Here is a 17,818-nt window from a genome sequence, read left to right as displayed (position 1 = left end):
TATGACACTACGGCTCCGGCCACCGGCCGGGACGGCACCGGCGGCGGGCCGTTGCCGTGGACCCGGGACCTACGGTGCCTTGACAGGATGGAACGTCGTTTGGGCCGCGAGAAGGCCTTCGCGGACCAGGGCTTCCACCGCATCCGCAGCCGAGTCGATCAGGAAGGGCAGTTCTTTTTTCTCCGGGGCGGAAAAATTCCTCAGCACGTAGTCCGCGGTATCCATTCGGCCCGGTGGCCGTCCCACACCGACCCTGACACGGAGGTAGTCCTTGGTGGCCAGGGCCCTGGAGATATCCCGCAATCCGTTGTGCCCGCCTTCGCCCCCGCCGATCTTCAGCTTCACCGTGTTAAATGGAATGTCGATCTCGTCATGGACGGCGATGACGTGGCCGGGATCGACGTCGTAGAACTTCGCCAGGGCCGAGACCTGGCCGCCGGAAACATTCATATAGGACAGCGGTTTGGCCAGCACCATCCGTGGGCCTCCAACGCCCATCCGTCCCTCAAGGACCTGCGCCCGGGACCTGTGCGATTTAAAGCCGCCGCCGACCCGCGACGCGAGTTCGTCAAGGACCATCTGGCCCACGTTGTGCCGGTTGTGGGCGTACTCGGCTCCGGGGTTGCCAAGGCCTACGATCAGCCAGTTCTCAGTCATGGGTCAGTCCTTTTGTGGGCGGCCCGGCGCGGGCGGCGATTAAGACGGGCAGCGCTGACCTGCAGCGCAGACGACGGCGTGCAGACGACGGCGGCCGGGCCCCAGAGGGACCCGGCCGCCACGGAAATACTCTGGACTACTCGGCGGTCGAGGAGCCCGCGGTGGTATCGGCGGAAGCTTCTTCCTCGGAGACCTCGGTGGCCTCGGAGATGTGGACCACGAGGGCCTCGGCGTCGGCCAGCAGGACAGCGCCCTTCGGCAGAACCAGGTCAGAGGCGTGGATGTGCTCCCCGGCGGTGCGGCCCTCGATGCTGACCTCGATGCCGGTCGGCAGGTGGGTGGCCTCGGCCTCGAGGGATACGGTGGTCATTTCCTGGTTGTACACGCTGCCCGGAGCGAGCTCGCCGGTCAGGTGCACGGGAACGTCCACGGTGACCTTCTCGCCGGTGCGGACGGTCAGAAGGTCCAGGTGCTCGATGATCTGTTTGATCGGGTCGCGCTGGATGTCCTTGACGAGGGCGAGGTGCTGTTCGCCCTCGATGTCCAGGGTCAGCAGTGCGTTGGCACGGCGGACGGCCAGGGTGGTGGACTTGGCCGGCAGGGTAATGTGAATCGGCTCGGCGCCGTGGCCATAGATGACGGCCGGGATCAGGCCCTCCATGCGGGCGCGGCGGGCGAAGCCCTTACCAAATTCGGTGCGTACTTCTGCTGCGAGCTTCTGCTCAGACATGGAATCTCCTAGTGGACTGGCGGTGTTCGGCAAGGGCGGAGGTCTGTTTGCGACCTTCAACGCCGGGTGGCACAATGGCCGCCCTTCCGAAGGGAGATTCAGACCCAGTCGATAACGGAGACCAGCAGTCCGGTACCCGATTAATTTCCCACTAATACGGAGTACCGGCGCTCTCCCTCGCCAAGGTTTCGTACCAAGGCTACCAGCGCGGGTACGGATTCATAAAAACGTACCCGCGCGGGTGGTGCTAGGCGTTGCCGTCGAAAAGGCTGGTGACGGATCCGTCGTCGAACACTTCACGGATGGCACGGGCGATCAGCGGTGCGATGGACAGCACGGTGAGCTGCGGAAAGTGCTTGTCCGCGGTGATCGGCAGGGTGTTGGTGACAACAACCTCACGGGCACCGGATTCGGAGAGCCGCCGGGCGGCAGGATCGGAGAAGACCGCGTGGGTCGCCGCGATGATGACGTCCTTTGCACCGGCGTTCTTGAGCACCTGGACCGCGCCGGAGATGGTTCCGCCGGTGTCGATCATGTCGTCAATCAGGACGCAGGTGCGGCCTTCGACCTGGCCCACGACCGTCTTGGAGACGGCCTGGTTGGGGACGGTGAGGTCGCGGCTCTTGTGCACGAACGCGAGCGGTGCACCGCCAAGACGCTCGGCCCACTGCTCGGCAACACGGACGCGGCCGGTGTCCGGGGAGACCACCGTGACGTTGTCCGGACCGACCTTGGTGCGGATGTAGTCCGCCAGCAGCGGGATGGCCATCAGGTGGTCCACGGGGCCGTCGAAGAAGCCCTGGATCTGCGAGGTGTGCAGGTCAACGCTCATGATGCGGTCGGCGCCGGCGGTCTTGTAGAGATCGGCGATGAGGCGCGCGGAGATGGGCTCCCGGCCGCGGCCCTTCTTGTCCTGGCGTGCGTAGGGGTAGAACGGTGACACGACGGTGATGCGCTTGGCGGAGGCCCGTTTGAGCGAATCGATCATGATCAGCTGTTCCATCAGCCAGTTGTTCAGCGGTGCCGGGTGCGCCTGGATGACGAAGGCATCGGTGCCGCGGACGCTCTCGCCGGCGCGGACGTAGATCTCGCCGTTGGCGAAGTCGTAGGCATCGAGGGGCAGCAGCTCGGTTCCCAGCTCCTTGGCGATCTCCTTCGCCAGCTCGGGATGCGCGCGCCCGGCGGCAAGCACCAGCTTCTTCTCGCCGCGTGCCGTAATTTCGCTCATGATTGCAAGCCCTCTTCTGTAGATGCCGGGGTACCGGAGGAAGTGTCGGTGCCGCCGGCGGCCTTGGCCAGCGCGGCGGAGATTGTGCCCGGACGGTTTTCGAGGACCCAGCCCGCATCGTTGCGCTGCGTGGCCAGAGACAGGACCAGGGCGCCGGCCGGGACGTCGCGGCGGATGATGGCGCCTGCGCCGCTGTAGGCGCCGTCGCCGACCTGAACGGGGGCGACGAAAACGGTGTTGGAACCCGTGCGCACGCCGGAGCCGATGATGGTCCGGTGCTTCTTCTCGCCGTCGTAGTTGGCCGTGATGTTTCCGCAGCCTATGTTGGTATCCTCACCGATCTCCGCGTCGCCGGCGTAGCCGAGGTGGGAGAGCTTGGAGCCGCGGCCGATGGTGACGTTCTTGGTTTCGTAAAAGGCGCCGATCTTGCCGGTATCCCCCAGGACGGTGGCGGGGCGCAGGTAAGTGAACGGGCCCACGCTGGCATTCGCGCCGATCGTGGAACCGGAACCGTGCGTGCGGGTCACAGTGGCGCCCGCGCCGACGTGGACGTCGGTCAGGGTCGTGTCGGGGCCGACGACGGCGTCCCGCGCCACCGTGGTGGCGCCGTGGAGCTGGGTGTTGGGCAGCAGGCGGACGTCCTCTTCGAGGGTCACCGTAGCGTCGATCCAGGTGCTGGCCGGATCCACGACCGTCACCCCGGCGCGCATCCAGGCCTCGACCGTGCGGCGGTTGTGTTCTGCGCCGAGGGCCGAGAGCTGCACCCGGTCATTCGCGCCTTCGACCTGCCAGCGGTCCTCCGTGACGACCGCGGCGACGCGGCCGCCTGCCGTACGGGCCAGTCCGAGCACGTCGGTGAGGTACATCTCGCCCTGGGCGTTCTCGGTGGTGACGCGGGCCAGCGAGTCGCGCAGTACGGCGGCGTCGAAGGCGTAGATGCCGGAGTTGATCTCCCGGATCTCACGTTCGCGGTCCGAGGCGTCCTTGTGTTCGCGGATCCCGGTGACCGTTCCGTCCGCGGCCCGGAGAATACGGCCGTAACCGGTGGCGTCAGCGAGGACGGCGGTGAGGACGGTGACGGCGTTACGGTCGGCCTCGTGGGTGGCGACCAGTTCGGCCAGCAGCTCTCCGGTGAGCAGCGGGACGTCCCCGTAGGTGACCACGACGGTTCCGCCGAGCGGACCCTTGGGGTTGAGCGAATCGAGCGCTTGGAGGGCGGCTTCGACGGCGCGGCCTGTTCCGGGCACCTCGTCCTGGTCTACGATCAGGGCGCCCGGGTCCAGCGCAGCGATGTGGGCAGCAACAACGTCTCGCTCATGCCGGACGACGAGCGCGAGCTCCTGCGGCCTGATGGTTCGGGCGGCATGAAGCGCGTGTCCCACGAGGGAGCGGCCGCCGATCTCATGGAGGATTTTGGGGGTACGGGATTTCATCCGGGTACCGGCACCTGCAGCTAGGACGATTACGGCGGCTGGGCCGGTAGTCTCGGGGCTCACGTACGGGCTCTCCTTGCTCAGTGGCGTAGCTCATGCCGCTGCTCGGTGGATCTGGATGCCCCGCGGCTGGGGGCCGGGTGCTGCACCGCGGTTGCCGGATCCGCGCGGCCTGGCCGGACCAGATTCCGGTCACGGCGCAGATTCATCCTACTGGACTCACGCCGGACCGTGTCCGCCGGGACTGTTCCGGTCCCGACGACGCCAGACAGTTCCGCCCATAGGACTCGAACCTATACTCCACGGCTCCAAAGGCCGGGGTGCTGCCATTACACCAGGGCGGACCGTGCCTCGGCGGCAAGCCGGTGGCACGAGAGTCAATTCTGCCATACTGTGCCGCAGTGAAGTGCGAAGAGCGAGTGCGCCCCATCTGGTGCATGATGGAGCTGTGAGCAACAGTGCAGGGGTTTCCGGTGGGGCAGACCGCCGGAGCGGACGGCCGGCAAGGGCCCCTGGCTACGTCCCCCGGCCCCGGATGACCGGCCCCCAGCGCCGCAGCCAGTTGATCAGCGTCGGCCGCGGGCTGTTTGCCCTCCGGGGCCTGGACGGCACCACCATCGAGGAGATTGCCGCGGCCGGCGGCGTCTCCAAGCCGGTGATCTATGAGCACTTCGGTTCCAAGGAAGGCCTGTATACCCGGGTGGTCGAATGCGAGTTCCGGATCCTGCTCACCGCCATCAGCGACGCCTTGTCCGACGACGCCCTGCCCGACGACGCCAGGCCGCGGGTGCTGGTGGAGCGGGCGGTCCTGGCCCTCCTGAGCTATATCGAGGACCGCACGGACGGCTTCCGTATCCTCATGCGCGATGCCCCGCCGACGCAGCCTGAAGGGGCGTTCGCCACTCTGCTCTCGCACGTCACGGCGCGGGTGGAACACATCCTGGCCGACGAATTCGCCCGCCGCGGCTTCACCTCGGCCGACGGCGCCATGTACGCGCAGATGCTCGTCGGGATGGTCGCAATGACCGGCCAGTGGTGGCAGGAAAGCCGAACCCCGGACAAGCGCGAAGTCGCCGCGCACCTGGTCAACCTCGCCTGGAACGGCCTGACCGGCCTGCAAAAGGACCCCGAGCTCCGCAGCGAGGACTAATACGAACACGAACGTAAGGCAACCTTCTCCCACCACGGCGCGACAGTGGCGCTGGGCCGCCAGCCGGGGGCTGTCCGGGGGCTGGTCGGGGGCTGGTCGGCGATCGCTTGCGCCCGAGGCCAGACACTGAGGGCGCTGAGCCCCCCGCGGGACATGCCCTCCCCTGGCCTTAAAGAATGGACATATGACCCATATGTCCACTCCTGGGCTGCACCAAGGGACATGTCCCGGGGGATTTCAGTGGCACAAGGGGCATGTCCATTCCCGGGCTGGCCCAAGGGACATGTCCAGCCATGCCGCAACACATTGGCCACGTCCACTCGTGGGCGGCAGCAAGGGACCTCACGAACCACGGCCGGCGACGAAGTCACTGAGCGCCCCGCGGGACATGCCCCACCGGGGCCTCAAAGAACGGACATGTCACCCATATGTCCATTCGTGGGCTGCACCAAGGGACATGTCCCGCGGGATTCCAGTGGCCCAAGGGGCATGTCCACTCCCGGGCGGCACCAAGGGACATGTCCCGCGGGATTCCAGTGGCCCAAGGGGCATGTCCACTCCCGGGCGGCACCAAGGGACATGTCCCGCGGGATTCCAGTGGCCCAAGGGACACGTCCAGCCATGCAGCGACACACTGGCCATGCCCCCCGGTACCTTTCATATCGCCCTGAAAGAGCACGAATCGGGTTGCTGGCCCGTCTGCCCCGGCAGCTACTCCCCCAGCACCTCCAAGGCTCCCAGCCATTCGAGTTCAAGGCCTTCGCGTTCTCCGGCGAGGTCCTTGAGCTTCTTGTTGAGTCCGGCCAACTGGCCCACGGCCGAGGCGTCGGCTGCGGCGGCGGTCATCTGGGCGTGCAGCTTGTCTTCCTGCTGCTTGAGCTTGCCCAGTTGGCGGTCAATCCGGTTCTTGGCCTTGCGGGCCTCGCGCTTCTCGGCTTCCGAGGGGCCGCTTGCGGCGGGGGCGGAGCCTGAGCTTGGGGAGATGACGGGGTTGCCGCCGCCGGTGATAGTGGAGCCGGCCAGGGCGGCTTCGCGCAGTTCGAGGTACTGGTCCACGCCGCGCGGCAGGGCGCGGATCTTGCCGTCTCCGAGGAGCGCCATCTGGTGGTCGGTGACGCGCTCAAGCAGGTAGCGGTCGTGGCTGACGACGACGAGCGTGCCCGGCCAGCCGTCCAGCACGTCCTCCACGGCGGCCAGGGTGTCGGTGTCGAGGTCGTTGGTGGGCTCATCGAGCATCAGCACGTTCGGTTCCCCCACAAGCAGGCGCAGGAGCTGAAGGCGCCGGCGTTCGCCGCCGGAGAGGTCCTTGACCGGGGTCCACTGCTTCTCGTTGGTGAAGCCAAGCTGTTCCACGAGCTGGCCGGCACTGAATTCCTTGCCGCCAACGTTGAAGGACCGCTTTTCACGCTCGATCACTTCGATCACGCGCAGGTCCGAGACGTCGTCGAGTTCCTTGACCTCCTGGGTGAGGACGGCGGTGACGACTGTCTTGCCACGCTTCACTTTCCCGGACGTCGGCTGGATTTCGCCATTGAGGAGTTTCAGCAGGGTGGTCTTGCCGGCGCCGTTGACGCCCACGAGTCCCAGCCGCTCACCCGGGGCAAGCCGCAGGGTGATGTTGTCAAAGAGCTTCTGGCCGGGCTCACCGCCAAGGAAGTCAAGGGAGACGTTTTCCAGGTCCAGCACGTCCTTGCCGAGCCGGGCGGTGGCCATCTTGCTCAGCGCCATCGAGTCGCGCGGTTCGGGGACGTCCGCGATGAGTTCGTTGGCTGCCTCGATGCGGAACTTCGGCTTGGCCGTGCGGGCCGGGGCGCCGCGGCGCAGCCAGGCGAGTTCTTTCTTCACGAGCTGCTGGCGCTTGCTTTCCACCACGGAAGCGGAGCGGTCGCGTTCGGCGCGGGCCAGCACGTAGGCTGCGTAGCCGCCGTCGAACGGGTCCACAATCCCGTCGTGGACTTCCCAGGTCTTGGTACACACTTCGTCGAGGAACCAGCGGTCGTGGGTGACCACGAGGAAGGCGCCCTGGTTGGCACGCCAACGGGTCTTGAGGTGCCGGGACAGCCAGGCGACGCCTTCGACGTCGAGGTGGTTGGTCGGCTCGTCGAGCATGATGACGTCGTGGTCCTCGATCAGCAGCTTGGCCAGCGCCACACGGCGCTTCTGCCCGCCGGAGAGGGCGTGCACATTGGCGTGCCAGTCGACGTCGGATACGAGTCCGCCCATCACCTCGCGGATCTGCGGGTTGCGGGCCCATTCGTAGTCGGCCTGGTCGCCGACGATGGCCGCTCCGACCGTGAGGTCGCCGTCGAGCACATCGCTCTGGTCAAGGTAGCCGGTGTTGACTTCGCTGCGCTTGGTCACGCGGCCCGTGTCCGGGGTGGCGCGCATCGCCAGCAGGCGCATCAGCGTCGATTTACCGTCGCCGTTGCGGCCCACCATGCCGATCCGGTCGCCCTCTTCGAGTCCGAGGGTAACGCCGTCGAGAACGGTGCGGGTTGCATACGAGACCGTGAGGTTCTCGCCGCCGAGCAGGTGTGCCACAGGGAACTGCTTTCCTAGGTTTGTCTGGTCAAAGCTACTAAAGGAGCGTATCGGAGATGATGCGCGCCCCGTGAACCGGGCCGTGGACGGCCATGGCCTCGAGGCCGTGGTGGCGGAGGTCTGCGGCCAGGCCTTCGGCGGCGGCCGGGCTGTGGGCCAGCAGCGCGACGGTGGGGCCGGAGCCGGAGATCAGGCCGGCGATCGCGCCGCAGGATTCGCCGAGCCCCAGGGTGTCCCGGAGCCCGGGCGCCAGTTCGATCGAGGCGCGCTGGAGATCGTTGACCAGGACCCGGCTGAGGGCATCGGCATCCCCGCTGCGCAGGGCCTTGAGGATCATGGGATCGACGGCGGTGGGTTCCTCGATCTCGGCGCCTTCGGCTGCGCGCAGCCGGTCCAGGGTCCGGAATACCTCAGGCGTGGACAGGCCGAAGTCCGCGGTGACGAGGACCCAGTCGGTCTGGGCTTTGACGAGGGCCGGGGAAAGATCGTCGCCCACACCCAGCCCCACGGCGGTGCCGCCGAGCAGGGAGAACGGCACATCGGCCCCGAGTTCCGCGGCCAGGTGTGCCAGTTCGTCGCGGGACAGGCCGCTGTTCCACAGCGCATCGCACGCGAGCAGGGTGGCGGCGGCGTCCGCCGAGCCGCCGCCCATGCCGCCGGCGACCGGCACGCGCTTGGTGATTTCGAGGTGGACGCCCGTGGAGTGCTCCGAGACATCCGTCATAATGGCGGCGGCCTTGTAGGCCAGGTTGCGTTCATCGAGCGGGATGTCGACGCCGTCGAGGTCGAGGGTGCTCGCCGGGCTGATGCTGACAGTGATGCCGCCGGTGTCCGTGCTGGTGGCGGCTACTTCCTCATAGAGGGAGACCGCGAGGTAGACGCTGGCCACGGAATGATAGCCATCGGCACGCCGGGATCCTACGTCGAGTGAGACGTTTACCTTGCCGGGAGCCTTGACCCGGACGGTCCTCGCGGCAAAGCGCCCTCTCACTGCGTTCATGGCTCCACGCTATGGCATGGCAGGGTCAGGCTCCAAGCACTCCCGCCGGGCGCCACCGGTCCGGGACGCCGGCAGGGCTCATGCGTCCGGCAGCCCGCGTGCTTCGGCGATCCGGGAAAACGCCGCGATATCGATCACTTCACCGCGGGCGGAGGGGTCGACGCCGGCGGCCCGCAGGCAGCGTTCGGCTTCCGCCGCACTTCCGGCCCAGCCTGCCAGCGCGGCGCGCAGGGTCTTGCGCCGCTGCGCGAAGGCCGCGTCGATCACGGCGAAAACCTGTTCCCGGCTGGCGGTGGTGACCGGCGGTTCCCGGCGGGTGAAGGCGACGAGGCCGGAGTGGATCTTGGGGGCGGGCCAGAAGACGTTCATGCCGATCACGCCGGCTTTGCGCATGCTGCTGTACCAGGCCCCCTTGACCGAGGGGACACCGTAGGTTTTGGATCCGGGGCCGGCGGCCAGCCGGTCCGCCACCTCGTCCTGCACCATGACCAGGCCGTGGCGGAGGCTCGGGAAGTGCTGCAGCAGATGCAGGACCACCGGGACCGCCACGTTGTACGGAAGATTGGCCACGAGCGCGGTCGGCTCCGCCGGGAGCTCCGTGACCCGCATGGCGTCGGCAAGGACGAGGTGGAAGTTCTGCACCGCGTCGGGGCGCCACGCTGCGACCGTGGCCGGAAGCTTGTCCGCAAGCACCGGATCGATCTCGACGGCGACGACGGTCCGGGCGGCGTCCAGCAGGCCCAGGGTGAGTGAGCCGAGCCCCGGCCCGACCTCCAGGACCGTCTCCCCGGGGTGGATGTCCGCGGTGGCGACGATCCGCCGGATGGTGTTGCCGTCGATGACGAAGTTCTGGCCCAGGGTCTTGGTGGGACGGACCCCGATTTCCTCGGCCAGCCTGCGGATGTCGGAGGCGCCCATCAGTGGCGCTGGCGCACTGCCGGACGCTTTTCCGGACGTGGAGCCTGGCGCGGAGGGGGTCGGTTCAGTCACCTAGGTATCCTATCCCGGACATGGCAGAGGCCGGGCCCGGGAGAACCGGGCCCGGCCTCTGCCGGCCGCCGCAGCCGTGGTCAGCCGCTGCGGTAACGCCGCCGGTCAGTCGGTGCCGGTCCCTAGCGGGAGGCAGCCCAGCCGCAGCCCCAGGGCTGGAGGCCGCGCTGGGCATAGACACGGTTGGCGATGTCGATCTGCTGGGCCTTGGAGGCAAGGCTGGCGTTCGGGGCGTAGGCGCCGCCGCCGGATCCGAGCCAGGTCCGGATATCGAACTGCAGTCCGCCGTAGTAGCCGTTGCCGTTGTTGATGGACCAGTTGCCGGTGGATTCGCACTGGGCGATCTTGTCCCACATGGCTTCGTTCATCATGGCTGGTGCTCCGGCACCGGTGTTGGCACCGGCGGCCGGGGCTGCCGCGGCGGCCGGGGCGGCCGCAGGTTTGGGCTTTTCCTTGGTCCCGACCGTGACCTTCTCGGTGACCGGCGGGGCGGTGACGGACTGTGACACGAGGGTGCGGGATGCTTCGCGGCCGTCCACGAGGACCAGCTTGAAGCTCTTGCCCATGGTTCCGGCCACGCCGGCCTGCGTCACGGTCTTCTCGCCTTTGAGCATTCCGGCATTCTCGGTGGTGAGGGTTTCGAACGGGACGGCTTCGGTGGATTCCGCCGTCTTGCTGACGTCCACGCGGGAGACCTTGATGACCATGTCATTCACGACGGGGGCATTGCCGGGCTGCGAGCTGCGGTCGCTGACGCCCAGCGAAATGCCGGCGTCGGTGAGCAGCTGGCCGACGGTGGCCGACGTCGTGCTGGTCGTGGCTGCCTTGCCGTCCGCGACGATGCTCACGGTTTTCGGCGTCGAGATCGACACGAAGGAACCGGAGACGGAGAGCTGGGCGTCTTTCGGGACGGATACTTCGGAGGAGCTCGCCACGCCGAGTTCGCTCACCAGGGCGTCAACGGTGGGCGAGGTGGTGCTGACGGTCCGCTCCGCGCCATCCAGGCTAACCTTGACGGCCTTGGCCAGGTTGACGTTAATGACGGATCCGTCCTGTACATAGGAGTCCGCAGCGGGCGACACCCTGTCGGATGGCTGGAGTTCGACTTTGGCGCCCTTGACGACCTGTCCGACGGTGCCGCCGAATGTCTGCACGGAACTCACTTTCCCGTCGACATTGAGCGTGACTGTTTTGTTGTTGCCGACGAAGGCCACAAGGCCCAGCACGAGGGCGACAAGCACCACCAGCTGCGTACCGACCTTGACGAAGCTGAACTTGCCGTCCGATGTAAAGAACTTGACCACGATTGCCCGTATCTCTTGGACCATCCGGGCACGGGGAAAAGCGCACGGGGCCATCCTCCGCAAACGCCCCGGGGGCAGCACCGGAACGGGTCCGGATTGTTCGCGGCAGATGCGTGCACTGCCACACTCATAAACGAGAGCGCGCATATGGTTCTTTGGCCACAGTGCGCACCCTGACGGAGTGATATTTTCCGAAGGCCTTCCCCGACCCCGGCTAATAGTTGTCCACTGTAACCGGAGCGTTATAAAGCAACCAAGAATTTGTACATACCCGGTATTCTCGGTGGAGGACTTAAGGAGCCGCTTTCAGTCCCAGGATCCGTAGGCCTGCAGGGTATTTTCGGCGATCCTGGCACACAGCGCGGAGAGCTCCGTCCCGGTCACATCCGCCATGGCCCGGACGGTATACGGGACCATGTAGCTGGCATTCGGGCGCCCGCGGTGCGGGTGCGGCGTAAGGAACGGGGCATCGGTTTCAACGAGGACCCGCTCCGGCTCCGCGATGGCCAGGGCGGCGCGCAGATCCGACGCATTCTTGAAGGTCATCGTCCCGGCGAAGGACATGTACCAGCCTTCGCTGTTGCAGACCCGGGCCAGCTCCTCCCCACCGGAAAAACAGTGGAACACCACCCGGTCAGGGGCGCCCTCCTCGCGCAGGACCTGGACGACGTCGTCGTGGGCGTCCCGGTCGTGGATCTGCAGCGTCAGGCCGAGACGCTTGGCGATGTCGATATGGCGGCGGAAGGAGTACCGCTGCGGGGCCAGTCCCTCCGCCTCGGTCCGGAAGAAGTCCAGGCCCGTCTCGCCGATCGCCCGGATTCTCGGGTGCGCGGCCAGGGCTTCGATCTCGGCCAGGGCAGCCTCCAATTCGCCCCGGGCGGCGTAGCGGGGAGCGTCGTTCGGATGGAGCGCGACGGCGCCCAGCAGCCTGGTGTCCAGCTCGACGGCCCGGACCGTGAACCGGGAGGATTCGAGGTCGCACCCCACCTGCACGGCGCCCTGGACCCCCACGGCCGCGGCGGCGTCGAGGGCATCCGTAACGCTGACCGCCAACCCCTTGTTGGGAAAGTCGCTGTTGGGAAAGTCGCTGTTGGGAAAGCCGGCGTCGGGAGAGCCGGCGTCGGGAAAGTCAAGATGCGTGTGGTTGTCCATGACCGGAACAGGAAGAGGCTCCGGCGCCGGCGGGTAGCCGGGGCGACCGCTGCCGCTTGCACGGAACGGGACGGGAGTGAGGGGATTGCACATCGTTCCACCTTAACCGGGGTCTCCGCCGCGCGGGCACCGGCGAGCCGCGCCCGGAGCAATGCCGCGATTTAACCGCACCGTGCTACGTGGCGTCCAGCGGACCTGCGGAGATTTCCCCGCAACTCTCTGTCAGGTCCGGCGGTTGTGTTAGTACTCTGATAGGAAGACAGACGCATACCCGATGAGGGCACGGCATTTCATGCCGATCCGTCCCGGGGACCCACCAGGGCTGAAAGGCTGCCGATGGACTACCACCGCACCTCCGTAGACGAAGTCCGCCCCGAAGGCCAGGGTTTCCAGGATGGCTCCGCCGTGGGGGGAAACGCAGCGGCGAGGCGGCTGGCGCAGAAGCCCGCGGCCATGGATGCCGAGGCGTTCCATGCCGCCAGCGAGCGCATCCTGACGGCCATCAACACCGTGATCGATGGCAAGGCCGAGGCCGCGAAGCTGGCGCTGACCGTCCTCCTGGCGCAGGGCCACCTGCTGCTTGAGGACGTCCCCGGTGTCGGCAAGACGCTGCTGGCCAAGACGCTGGCCCGCACCATCGACTGCTCGGTGAGCCGGATCCAGTTCACCCCTGATCTGTTGCCCTCCGACGTGACCGGCGTATCCATCTACAACCAGGCATCGCGGTCCTTTGAGTTCCGCCCCGGGGCGGTGTTTGCCAACATCGTCATCGGCGACGAAATCAACCGTGCCTCCGCCAAGACCCAGTCGGCCCTGCTGGAGTGCATGGAGGAGCACCAGGTCACCGTGGACGGGAAGTCCTACCGGCTGGATGAGCCCTTTATGGTCGTGGCCACGCAGAATCCCATCGAGATGGAGGGGACGTACCCGCTCCCGGAGGCGCAGCGGGACCGTTTTATGGCGCGGATTTCCATGGGCTATCCGGACAAGGAGTCAGAGATGCAAATGCTGGAAACCCACCAGGCGACGTCCCCGCTGACCCGGGTGACCGCCGTCGTCACCGCCGGCGAAGTCGCCGCCATGATCGCCGCGGTGCAGCAGGTCTACGTCTCCGAATCGATCAAGGAATACACCGTGTCCCTGGGACGCGCCACGAGGGAGAGCAGCCTGCTGCGGCTCGGCGCCAGCCCCCGGTCCATGCTCCAGCTGCTGCGCGCGGCGAAGGCCACGGCCGCTTTGGAAGGCCGGGACTTTGTGTTGCCGGACGACATAGCCAGCGTGGCCGAATTCGTCCTGGCGCACCGGATCATCCTGGACCGTAAAGCCGCCAGCACGGGCCAAACACCGCAGGGCGTTATCCGGTCCGTCCTGGCCACAATCCAGGTCAGCCCCGATGTGGCGGCGGCCTCCGCCGGCACGGCCCGTGCCGCCCGTGCGAAGACCGCAGCGGCTTCGCCGTCCAGGCTCCCGAACCACCGCTAGGGATGGCACCGCCGTGGCATTGATGGACCGGTTCCCCAGACATATCTTCACGACGCGCGGCTGGGGCCTGCTTGCCGCGGGCTCCGTCTTCCTGCTGGCCGCCCAGGTGATGGGACGCCGCGACCTGCTGGCGCTGGCGATCCTGCTGCTGGTCCTGCCGTTGCTCTCCCTGGCCGGCACCCGCGTGCTCAAGCCGAGTTTCCAGGTGTACCGGGAGTTCAACCCCTCCGCCGTGGAAACCGCCGCGACTACGACCGTCCGGCTGGCCGTCGCCCGGACCGGAATCGGTGCCGGGCACGCGGTCATGGAAGAGCAGCTGCCGGCCCGGTTCGGCGAGTCCCCCGTGTTCCGGTTCCCGGCACGGTCGGCGGCGGGCGGGCCCAGCCGCTATGAATATCACCTCCGTTCCGGGAAGCGCGGCCAGTTCCTGATCGGTCCGGTGACGGCCGAGTTCAGCGATCCCTTCGGCCTCTCGCTGCACCGCCATGCCATCGACGACGGCGACACCCTCACCGTCACGCCGGCCGCCGTCGAACTTCCCGTGACGGGGCTGGCCGGCGCCCGCGGGCACGACGGCGTCACCGCCAGCCGGATCCGCGCCAACCCGAGCGACGACGACGTGATGACCCGCGAATACCGCCACGGGGATCCGATGCGCCGCGTGCACTGGGCGGCGACAGCACGTCACGGGGAGCTGATGGTCCGCCAGGAGGAGTCCGTCACCACTCCCGAAGCGACCATCATCCTGGACCAGCGTCTGGCGGCCTTTCCCAATGGCAGTTTTTTCCACGGAGCGGGCTCTCACGGCCCGGCGTCCGCGGCTGGCGGCCACGAGCTGGTCACGAGCGACGCCTTCGAGTGGGCCGTGACGGCGGCGATGTCCATCGGCGCCCACCTCTCGGAGCGCAACTATGCCCTGCGCTTCCTCGATGCCGCAGGTGAGCCCGCCTTCCGCCATTCTCGGTCCGCCCCGGAGCCGGAGGCCGAGGAATACATCGGGACCTCCGGACTGCAGTCAGTCGCAGAGAGCCTGGCCGCCATCCAACTGTCCGGAGCGCACTACACCCGCCGCCACCGGCACAGCGACGGGGAAGCCAAAGACTCTTCCCGCCGCGGAACGCCCGCCGGCACGGAGCCGGGGCCGTTGCCTTTCGATGACCGGCTCATGGACAAGCTCGCCGCCCACCGCTTGCGGGGTCCCGTCCTGGCCATCCTGGGCTACCTCTCCCCGGGTGAGGCCCGGGCCCTGTCCCCGGCTGCCGGATTCGGAGCGAATGCCTTTGCCATCGTCATCACGGCTCAGGCCCAGGGCAGCGGCGAGGTATTGGAGACCCTCCGCCGTGGCGGCTGGCGGGCCGTCGCCGTCTCCGCCAGTACGTCCCTCCCGGCGGCCTGGAGCTCGTTCGATCAGGGCCAGGCGCCGCTGCCGGCCGCCGCCGAGGTGCGGCGCGGCGTCGGGGGCCGGCGATGACTCTGACCCCGCAGCGCAGCACCGGCACCGGCTCGGATACTGGCGCTCAGAGCGGCGCCGCCGGTTCCCGTACCGGGAGCGCCGCGGTCCCCGCACCGGTTTCCGGCCCCCCGCGGGCCGGGGTGGGCGCCCGGCCATGGCTGATGGCGCTCGCCGTCGCAACCGCCGTCGCCGGTGCCGCGCTTGGCCTCAACGGCGTGCTGAGGGGCTGGGCGTGGTACTCCCCGATACTCTCGATTGTCATTTCCGTCACTGTCACCATGGCCGGGCTGCGGGCCCTGCGCTGGCGCACCGTCTTTGTTGAGCTCGGCGGCCTGGCGTCGCTGGTGATGATCCTGACGTTCACCTTCTTCCGTCCGCACAGCATCATCGGCTTCATCCCCTCGGGGGCCACCATGACGCAGCTGGGCCGGTATCTGCGCCGGGCCAGCGAGACGGTCCTCGCCGAGAGCGCCCCCGTGGCCCCCAACGCCGGGATCGTCCTGCTCATCTGCGCCGTGCTGGGGCTGCTGGTGATCCTCGTGGATGCACTCGCCTTCCCGCTGGCCCTGCCGGCAACGAGCGGCCTCGGAATCCTGGCTATCCTCATCGTCCCGGCCATGGTCAAGCCGCAGAGCGTCGGTGTGCTCGGGTTCGCCGGCGCCGCCGTCGGCTATCTTATGATCCTCGGCTGCAGCCACTGGTTTGCCCCCGATCCCCGCACCGGGGCCGACACCGCCCGCAACCCCGGCCAGTTCCGGCGCGCCGGCCTGACGGGCGCGCTGGCGCTGACCGTCACGGTGCTGCTCCAGCTGGTTGTCCCGGGCTTCGACCAGGGCGCCTTCCCGCAGGGCTCGAGGCTGAACCCCTTTGGCAGCGCCACCGGGCTCAACCCGATGATCAGCCTGGGCAACAGCCTCCGCAGCCCCTCCGGCGACGGCCGGATCACCTTTGCCACGAACTCGCCGACCACCCCGTACCTGCGGTCCGTGACGGTGGACAGCTTCAGCGGTGATTCCTGGGCACCGGATGACCGCGAGGACAGCCGGCGTCTGGGCACCGGGCGGATGGGCACCGGGCGGATGGGTACCGGGCTCGAATCCACCGCGACGGAGCTTCGGGTGGTCACAGCCATCAACACCGGCCAGTTCACGAGCCCGTATCTTCCGGCGCCCTACGCCCCGGAGGCCGTCAACGGGCTGACGGGCCGCTGGAGCTGGGACCCGGCCACCCTCAGCGTCAAGGGAGTCGACACCAACTCCCGCGACCAGCAGTACCTGGTCCTGTCCGTTGCCCCGCAGCTCACACCGGAGGTGCTCGAGCAGGCCTCCGGGCCGGTGCAGGGAATCCCGGAGCAGTTCATCCGTCCACCGGACAACGTTCCGGACATCGTCCGGAAGACAGCCGCCTCGGTCACGGCGGGAAGCACCACCCCCTACGCCCGGGCCATGGCCATCCAGCGGTACCTGCGCTCACCGAACTTTAGCTACTCCCTGCAATCCCCTGTCCAGGGCGGCTACGACGGCAACGGACTCTCGGTGCTGGCGGACTTCCTGACCCAAAAGAGCGGCTACTGCATCCACTTCGCCGCAGCAATGGCCGTGATGGCCCGGCTGGAGGGCATCCCCAGCCGGATAGCCGTCGGCTACGCCCCCGGCCGGCCCACGGGCGCCACCGTCTCGATCGCAGGCCACGGGGCACTGCCCGAATTCGAGGTGGATGCCCGGGATGCCCACTCCTGGCCGGAACTGTATTTCCAGGGCGTGGGCTGGGTCCCCTTCGAACCGACCCCGTCCCGCGGCGTCGTCCCGTCGTACGCCACCGAGGGCGCCGCCCCCAGCGGAGCCAGCACCAATGAAAGCAACGACGGGCTGATTCCGAGTGCCGGCCCCACCTCCACACCGCTGCCCGGCGCCGCCCCGCTGCCCCTTCCGGGCGGCGCCGGCCCGGCGGACGCCGGCGGCAGCCTGCTGCCCGTGCTGTTCGGTGCCGGCGCGCTCGCGTTCCTGGCCCTGCTCCTGGCATCGCCCCAGCTGGCCCGCGCCGGTCTCCGGCGCCGGCGGCTGAACGGTTCCGGGGCGTCCGGCGGCATCGGAACAGCCCTGCCGGCCTGGGCCGAACTGCGCGACCTCGCCACCGACTACGGCGTGGTGCCGCACACCAGCGAGACCCCGCGGCAGTTCTCCGGCCGGCTGCGCACGTCCTCGGCACTGGGCGAACCGGACGGCCCCGACGCCGCCGGGCACCAGGCCGTGGGCGCCCTGACCGCAAACTTCGAGCGCCGGCAGTACGGACGCCCCGCCCCGGCGGACGGCGGGGACGGGCGGGACGGCGGGGACGGGCGGGACGGGCGGGACGGCGGGGACGGGCGGGACGGCGGGGACGGGCGGGACGGGCGGGACGACGAGGGCGGCGGCAAGGAAGCCAGCACCGCCGCCGCCAGGATCGCCGCCGTGCGGACTTCCCTGCGGGCCAACGCGAGGCCCCTCATGCGTGCGCGTGCAGTCTGGCTGCCGCCGTCAACCATGTCGCGGTCGCGCCGCGCCATCACCGCGCCCTACCGTGCCCTGGCCCGCACAGCACAGCTCACCCGGCGGGGCGCCGCGCGATCCTGGTCGAGGATCCGCGACGGACTCCGCCGGGGGCGCCGCAGCTAGCGGCTCAGCGCCGCTGCCGCGCCGAGGTGCGAGAATTCCTTACT

Annotated in this window: 13 protein-coding genes and 1 tRNA gene; 4 read left to right on the top strand and 10 right to left on the bottom strand. The window is 68.3% G+C overall.

All coding sequences use genetic code 11. From position 1 onward, the window contains the following. Positions 1-69: 69 nt before the first annotated feature. The 5 genes from pth to AC50X6_RS06940 all read right to left on the bottom strand — a co-directional run bounded on the left by pth (position 70) and on the right by AC50X6_RS06940 (position 4,392). Entirely contained in the window at positions 70-657 is a 588-nt protein-coding gene (pth, locus tag AC50X6_RS06960; RefSeq protein WP_494965500.1) for an aminoacyl-tRNA hydrolase, read from the bottom strand. Positions 658-793: 136 nt separating this feature from the next. Further along, positions 794-1,387: a 50S ribosomal protein L25/general stress protein Ctc gene (locus AC50X6_RS06955; RefSeq protein WP_494965499.1), complete on the bottom strand. Its 594-nt coding sequence runs from the start codon at positions 1,385-1,387 to the stop codon at positions 794-796. A gap of 247 nt (positions 1,388-1,634) precedes the next feature. Then, positions 1,635-2,615 (bottom strand): ribose-phosphate diphosphokinase, encoded by a 981-nt coding sequence (locus tag AC50X6_RS06950; RefSeq protein WP_326966846.1) that lies wholly within the window; start codon positions 2,613-2,615, stop codon positions 1,635-1,637. Next, positions 2,612-4,111, bottom strand: coding sequence for a bifunctional UDP-N-acetylglucosamine diphosphorylase/glucosamine-1-phosphate N-acetyltransferase GlmU (glmU, locus tag AC50X6_RS06945; protein ID WP_494965498.1), 1,500 nt, complete (start codon positions 4,109-4,111; stop codon positions 2,612-2,614). Before glmU ends, AC50X6_RS06950 begins: the two co-directional genes overlap by 4 nt. A 209-nt stretch (positions 4,112-4,320) precedes the next feature. Next, a tRNA-Gln gene (locus tag AC50X6_RS06940) sits at positions 4,321-4,392 on the bottom strand. Positions 4,393-4,583: 191 nt separating this feature from the next. On the opposite strand from AC50X6_RS06940, the gene AC50X6_RS06935 reads away from it, so the two are divergent. Next, positions 4,584-5,198 carry a TetR/AcrR family transcriptional regulator gene (locus AC50X6_RS06935; protein WP_494965572.1) on the top strand — a complete coding sequence of 205 codons (615 nt, stop codon included), beginning with the start codon at positions 4,584-4,586 and terminating at the stop codon, positions 5,196-5,198. Positions 5,199-5,909: 711 nt separating this feature from the next. Here the strand turns inward: AC50X6_RS06935 and AC50X6_RS06930 are convergent. The 5 genes from AC50X6_RS06930 to AC50X6_RS06910 form a co-directional block, all read right to left on the bottom strand. Next, positions 5,910-7,739: an ABC-F family ATP-binding cassette domain-containing protein gene (locus tag AC50X6_RS06930; RefSeq protein ID WP_494965497.1), complete on the bottom strand. Its 1,830-nt coding sequence runs from the start codon at positions 7,737-7,739 to the stop codon at positions 5,910-5,912. Between the two features lie 37 nt (positions 7,740-7,776). Beyond that, positions 7,777-8,739, bottom strand: coding sequence for a 4-(cytidine 5'-diphospho)-2-C-methyl-D-erythritol kinase (locus AC50X6_RS06925; protein WP_494965496.1), 963 nt, complete (start codon positions 8,737-8,739; stop codon positions 7,777-7,779). Between the two features lie 78 nt (positions 8,740-8,817). Next, positions 8,818-9,657: a 16S rRNA (adenine(1518)-N(6)/adenine(1519)-N(6))-dimethyltransferase RsmA gene (gene rsmA / locus AC50X6_RS06920; protein WP_494965571.1), complete on the bottom strand. Its 840-nt coding sequence runs from the start codon at positions 9,655-9,657 to the stop codon at positions 8,818-8,820. 194 nt (positions 9,658-9,851) lie between these two features. Then, a complete protein-coding gene (locus AC50X6_RS06915) occupies positions 9,852-11,057 on the bottom strand; it encodes a resuscitation-promoting factor (RefSeq protein ID WP_494965495.1) in 1,206 nt (401 codons plus the stop codon). A 282-nt stretch (positions 11,058-11,339) separates the two neighbouring features. Beyond that, a complete protein-coding gene (locus tag AC50X6_RS06910; protein ID WP_494965494.1) occupies positions 11,340-12,278 on the bottom strand; it encodes a TatD family hydrolase in 939 nt (312 codons plus the stop codon). A gap of 243 nt (positions 12,279-12,521) precedes the next feature. On the opposite strand from AC50X6_RS06910, the gene AC50X6_RS06905 reads away from it, so the two are divergent. From AC50X6_RS06905 to AC50X6_RS06895, 3 genes are read left to right on the top strand one after another with little or no spacing between them, the layout of a single operon-like run. After that, the gene (locus AC50X6_RS06905) at positions 12,522-13,667 is read left to right on the top strand and encodes an AAA family ATPase (RefSeq protein WP_494965493.1); all 1,146 of its coding nucleotides are present in this window, start codon (positions 12,522-12,524) and stop codon (positions 13,665-13,667) included. 13 nt (positions 13,668-13,680) lie between these two features. Then, positions 13,681-15,138: a DUF58 domain-containing protein gene (locus AC50X6_RS06900; protein WP_494965492.1), complete on the top strand. Its 1,458-nt coding sequence runs from the start codon at positions 13,681-13,683 to the stop codon at positions 15,136-15,138. Further along, positions 15,135-17,774 carry a transglutaminase TgpA family protein gene (locus AC50X6_RS06895; RefSeq protein ID WP_494965491.1) on the top strand — a complete coding sequence of 880 codons (2,640 nt, stop codon included), beginning with the start codon at positions 15,135-15,137 and terminating at the stop codon, positions 17,772-17,774. Before AC50X6_RS06900 ends, AC50X6_RS06895 begins: the two co-directional genes overlap by 4 nt. Positions 17,775-17,818: the final 44 nt, after the last annotated feature.

It is taken from the genome of Pseudarthrobacter sp. HLT1-7 (genome assembly GCF_059383435.1).
Note: the sequence above shows the minus strand (reverse complement) of the source record. Positions and strands in the feature narration are given on the sequence as shown.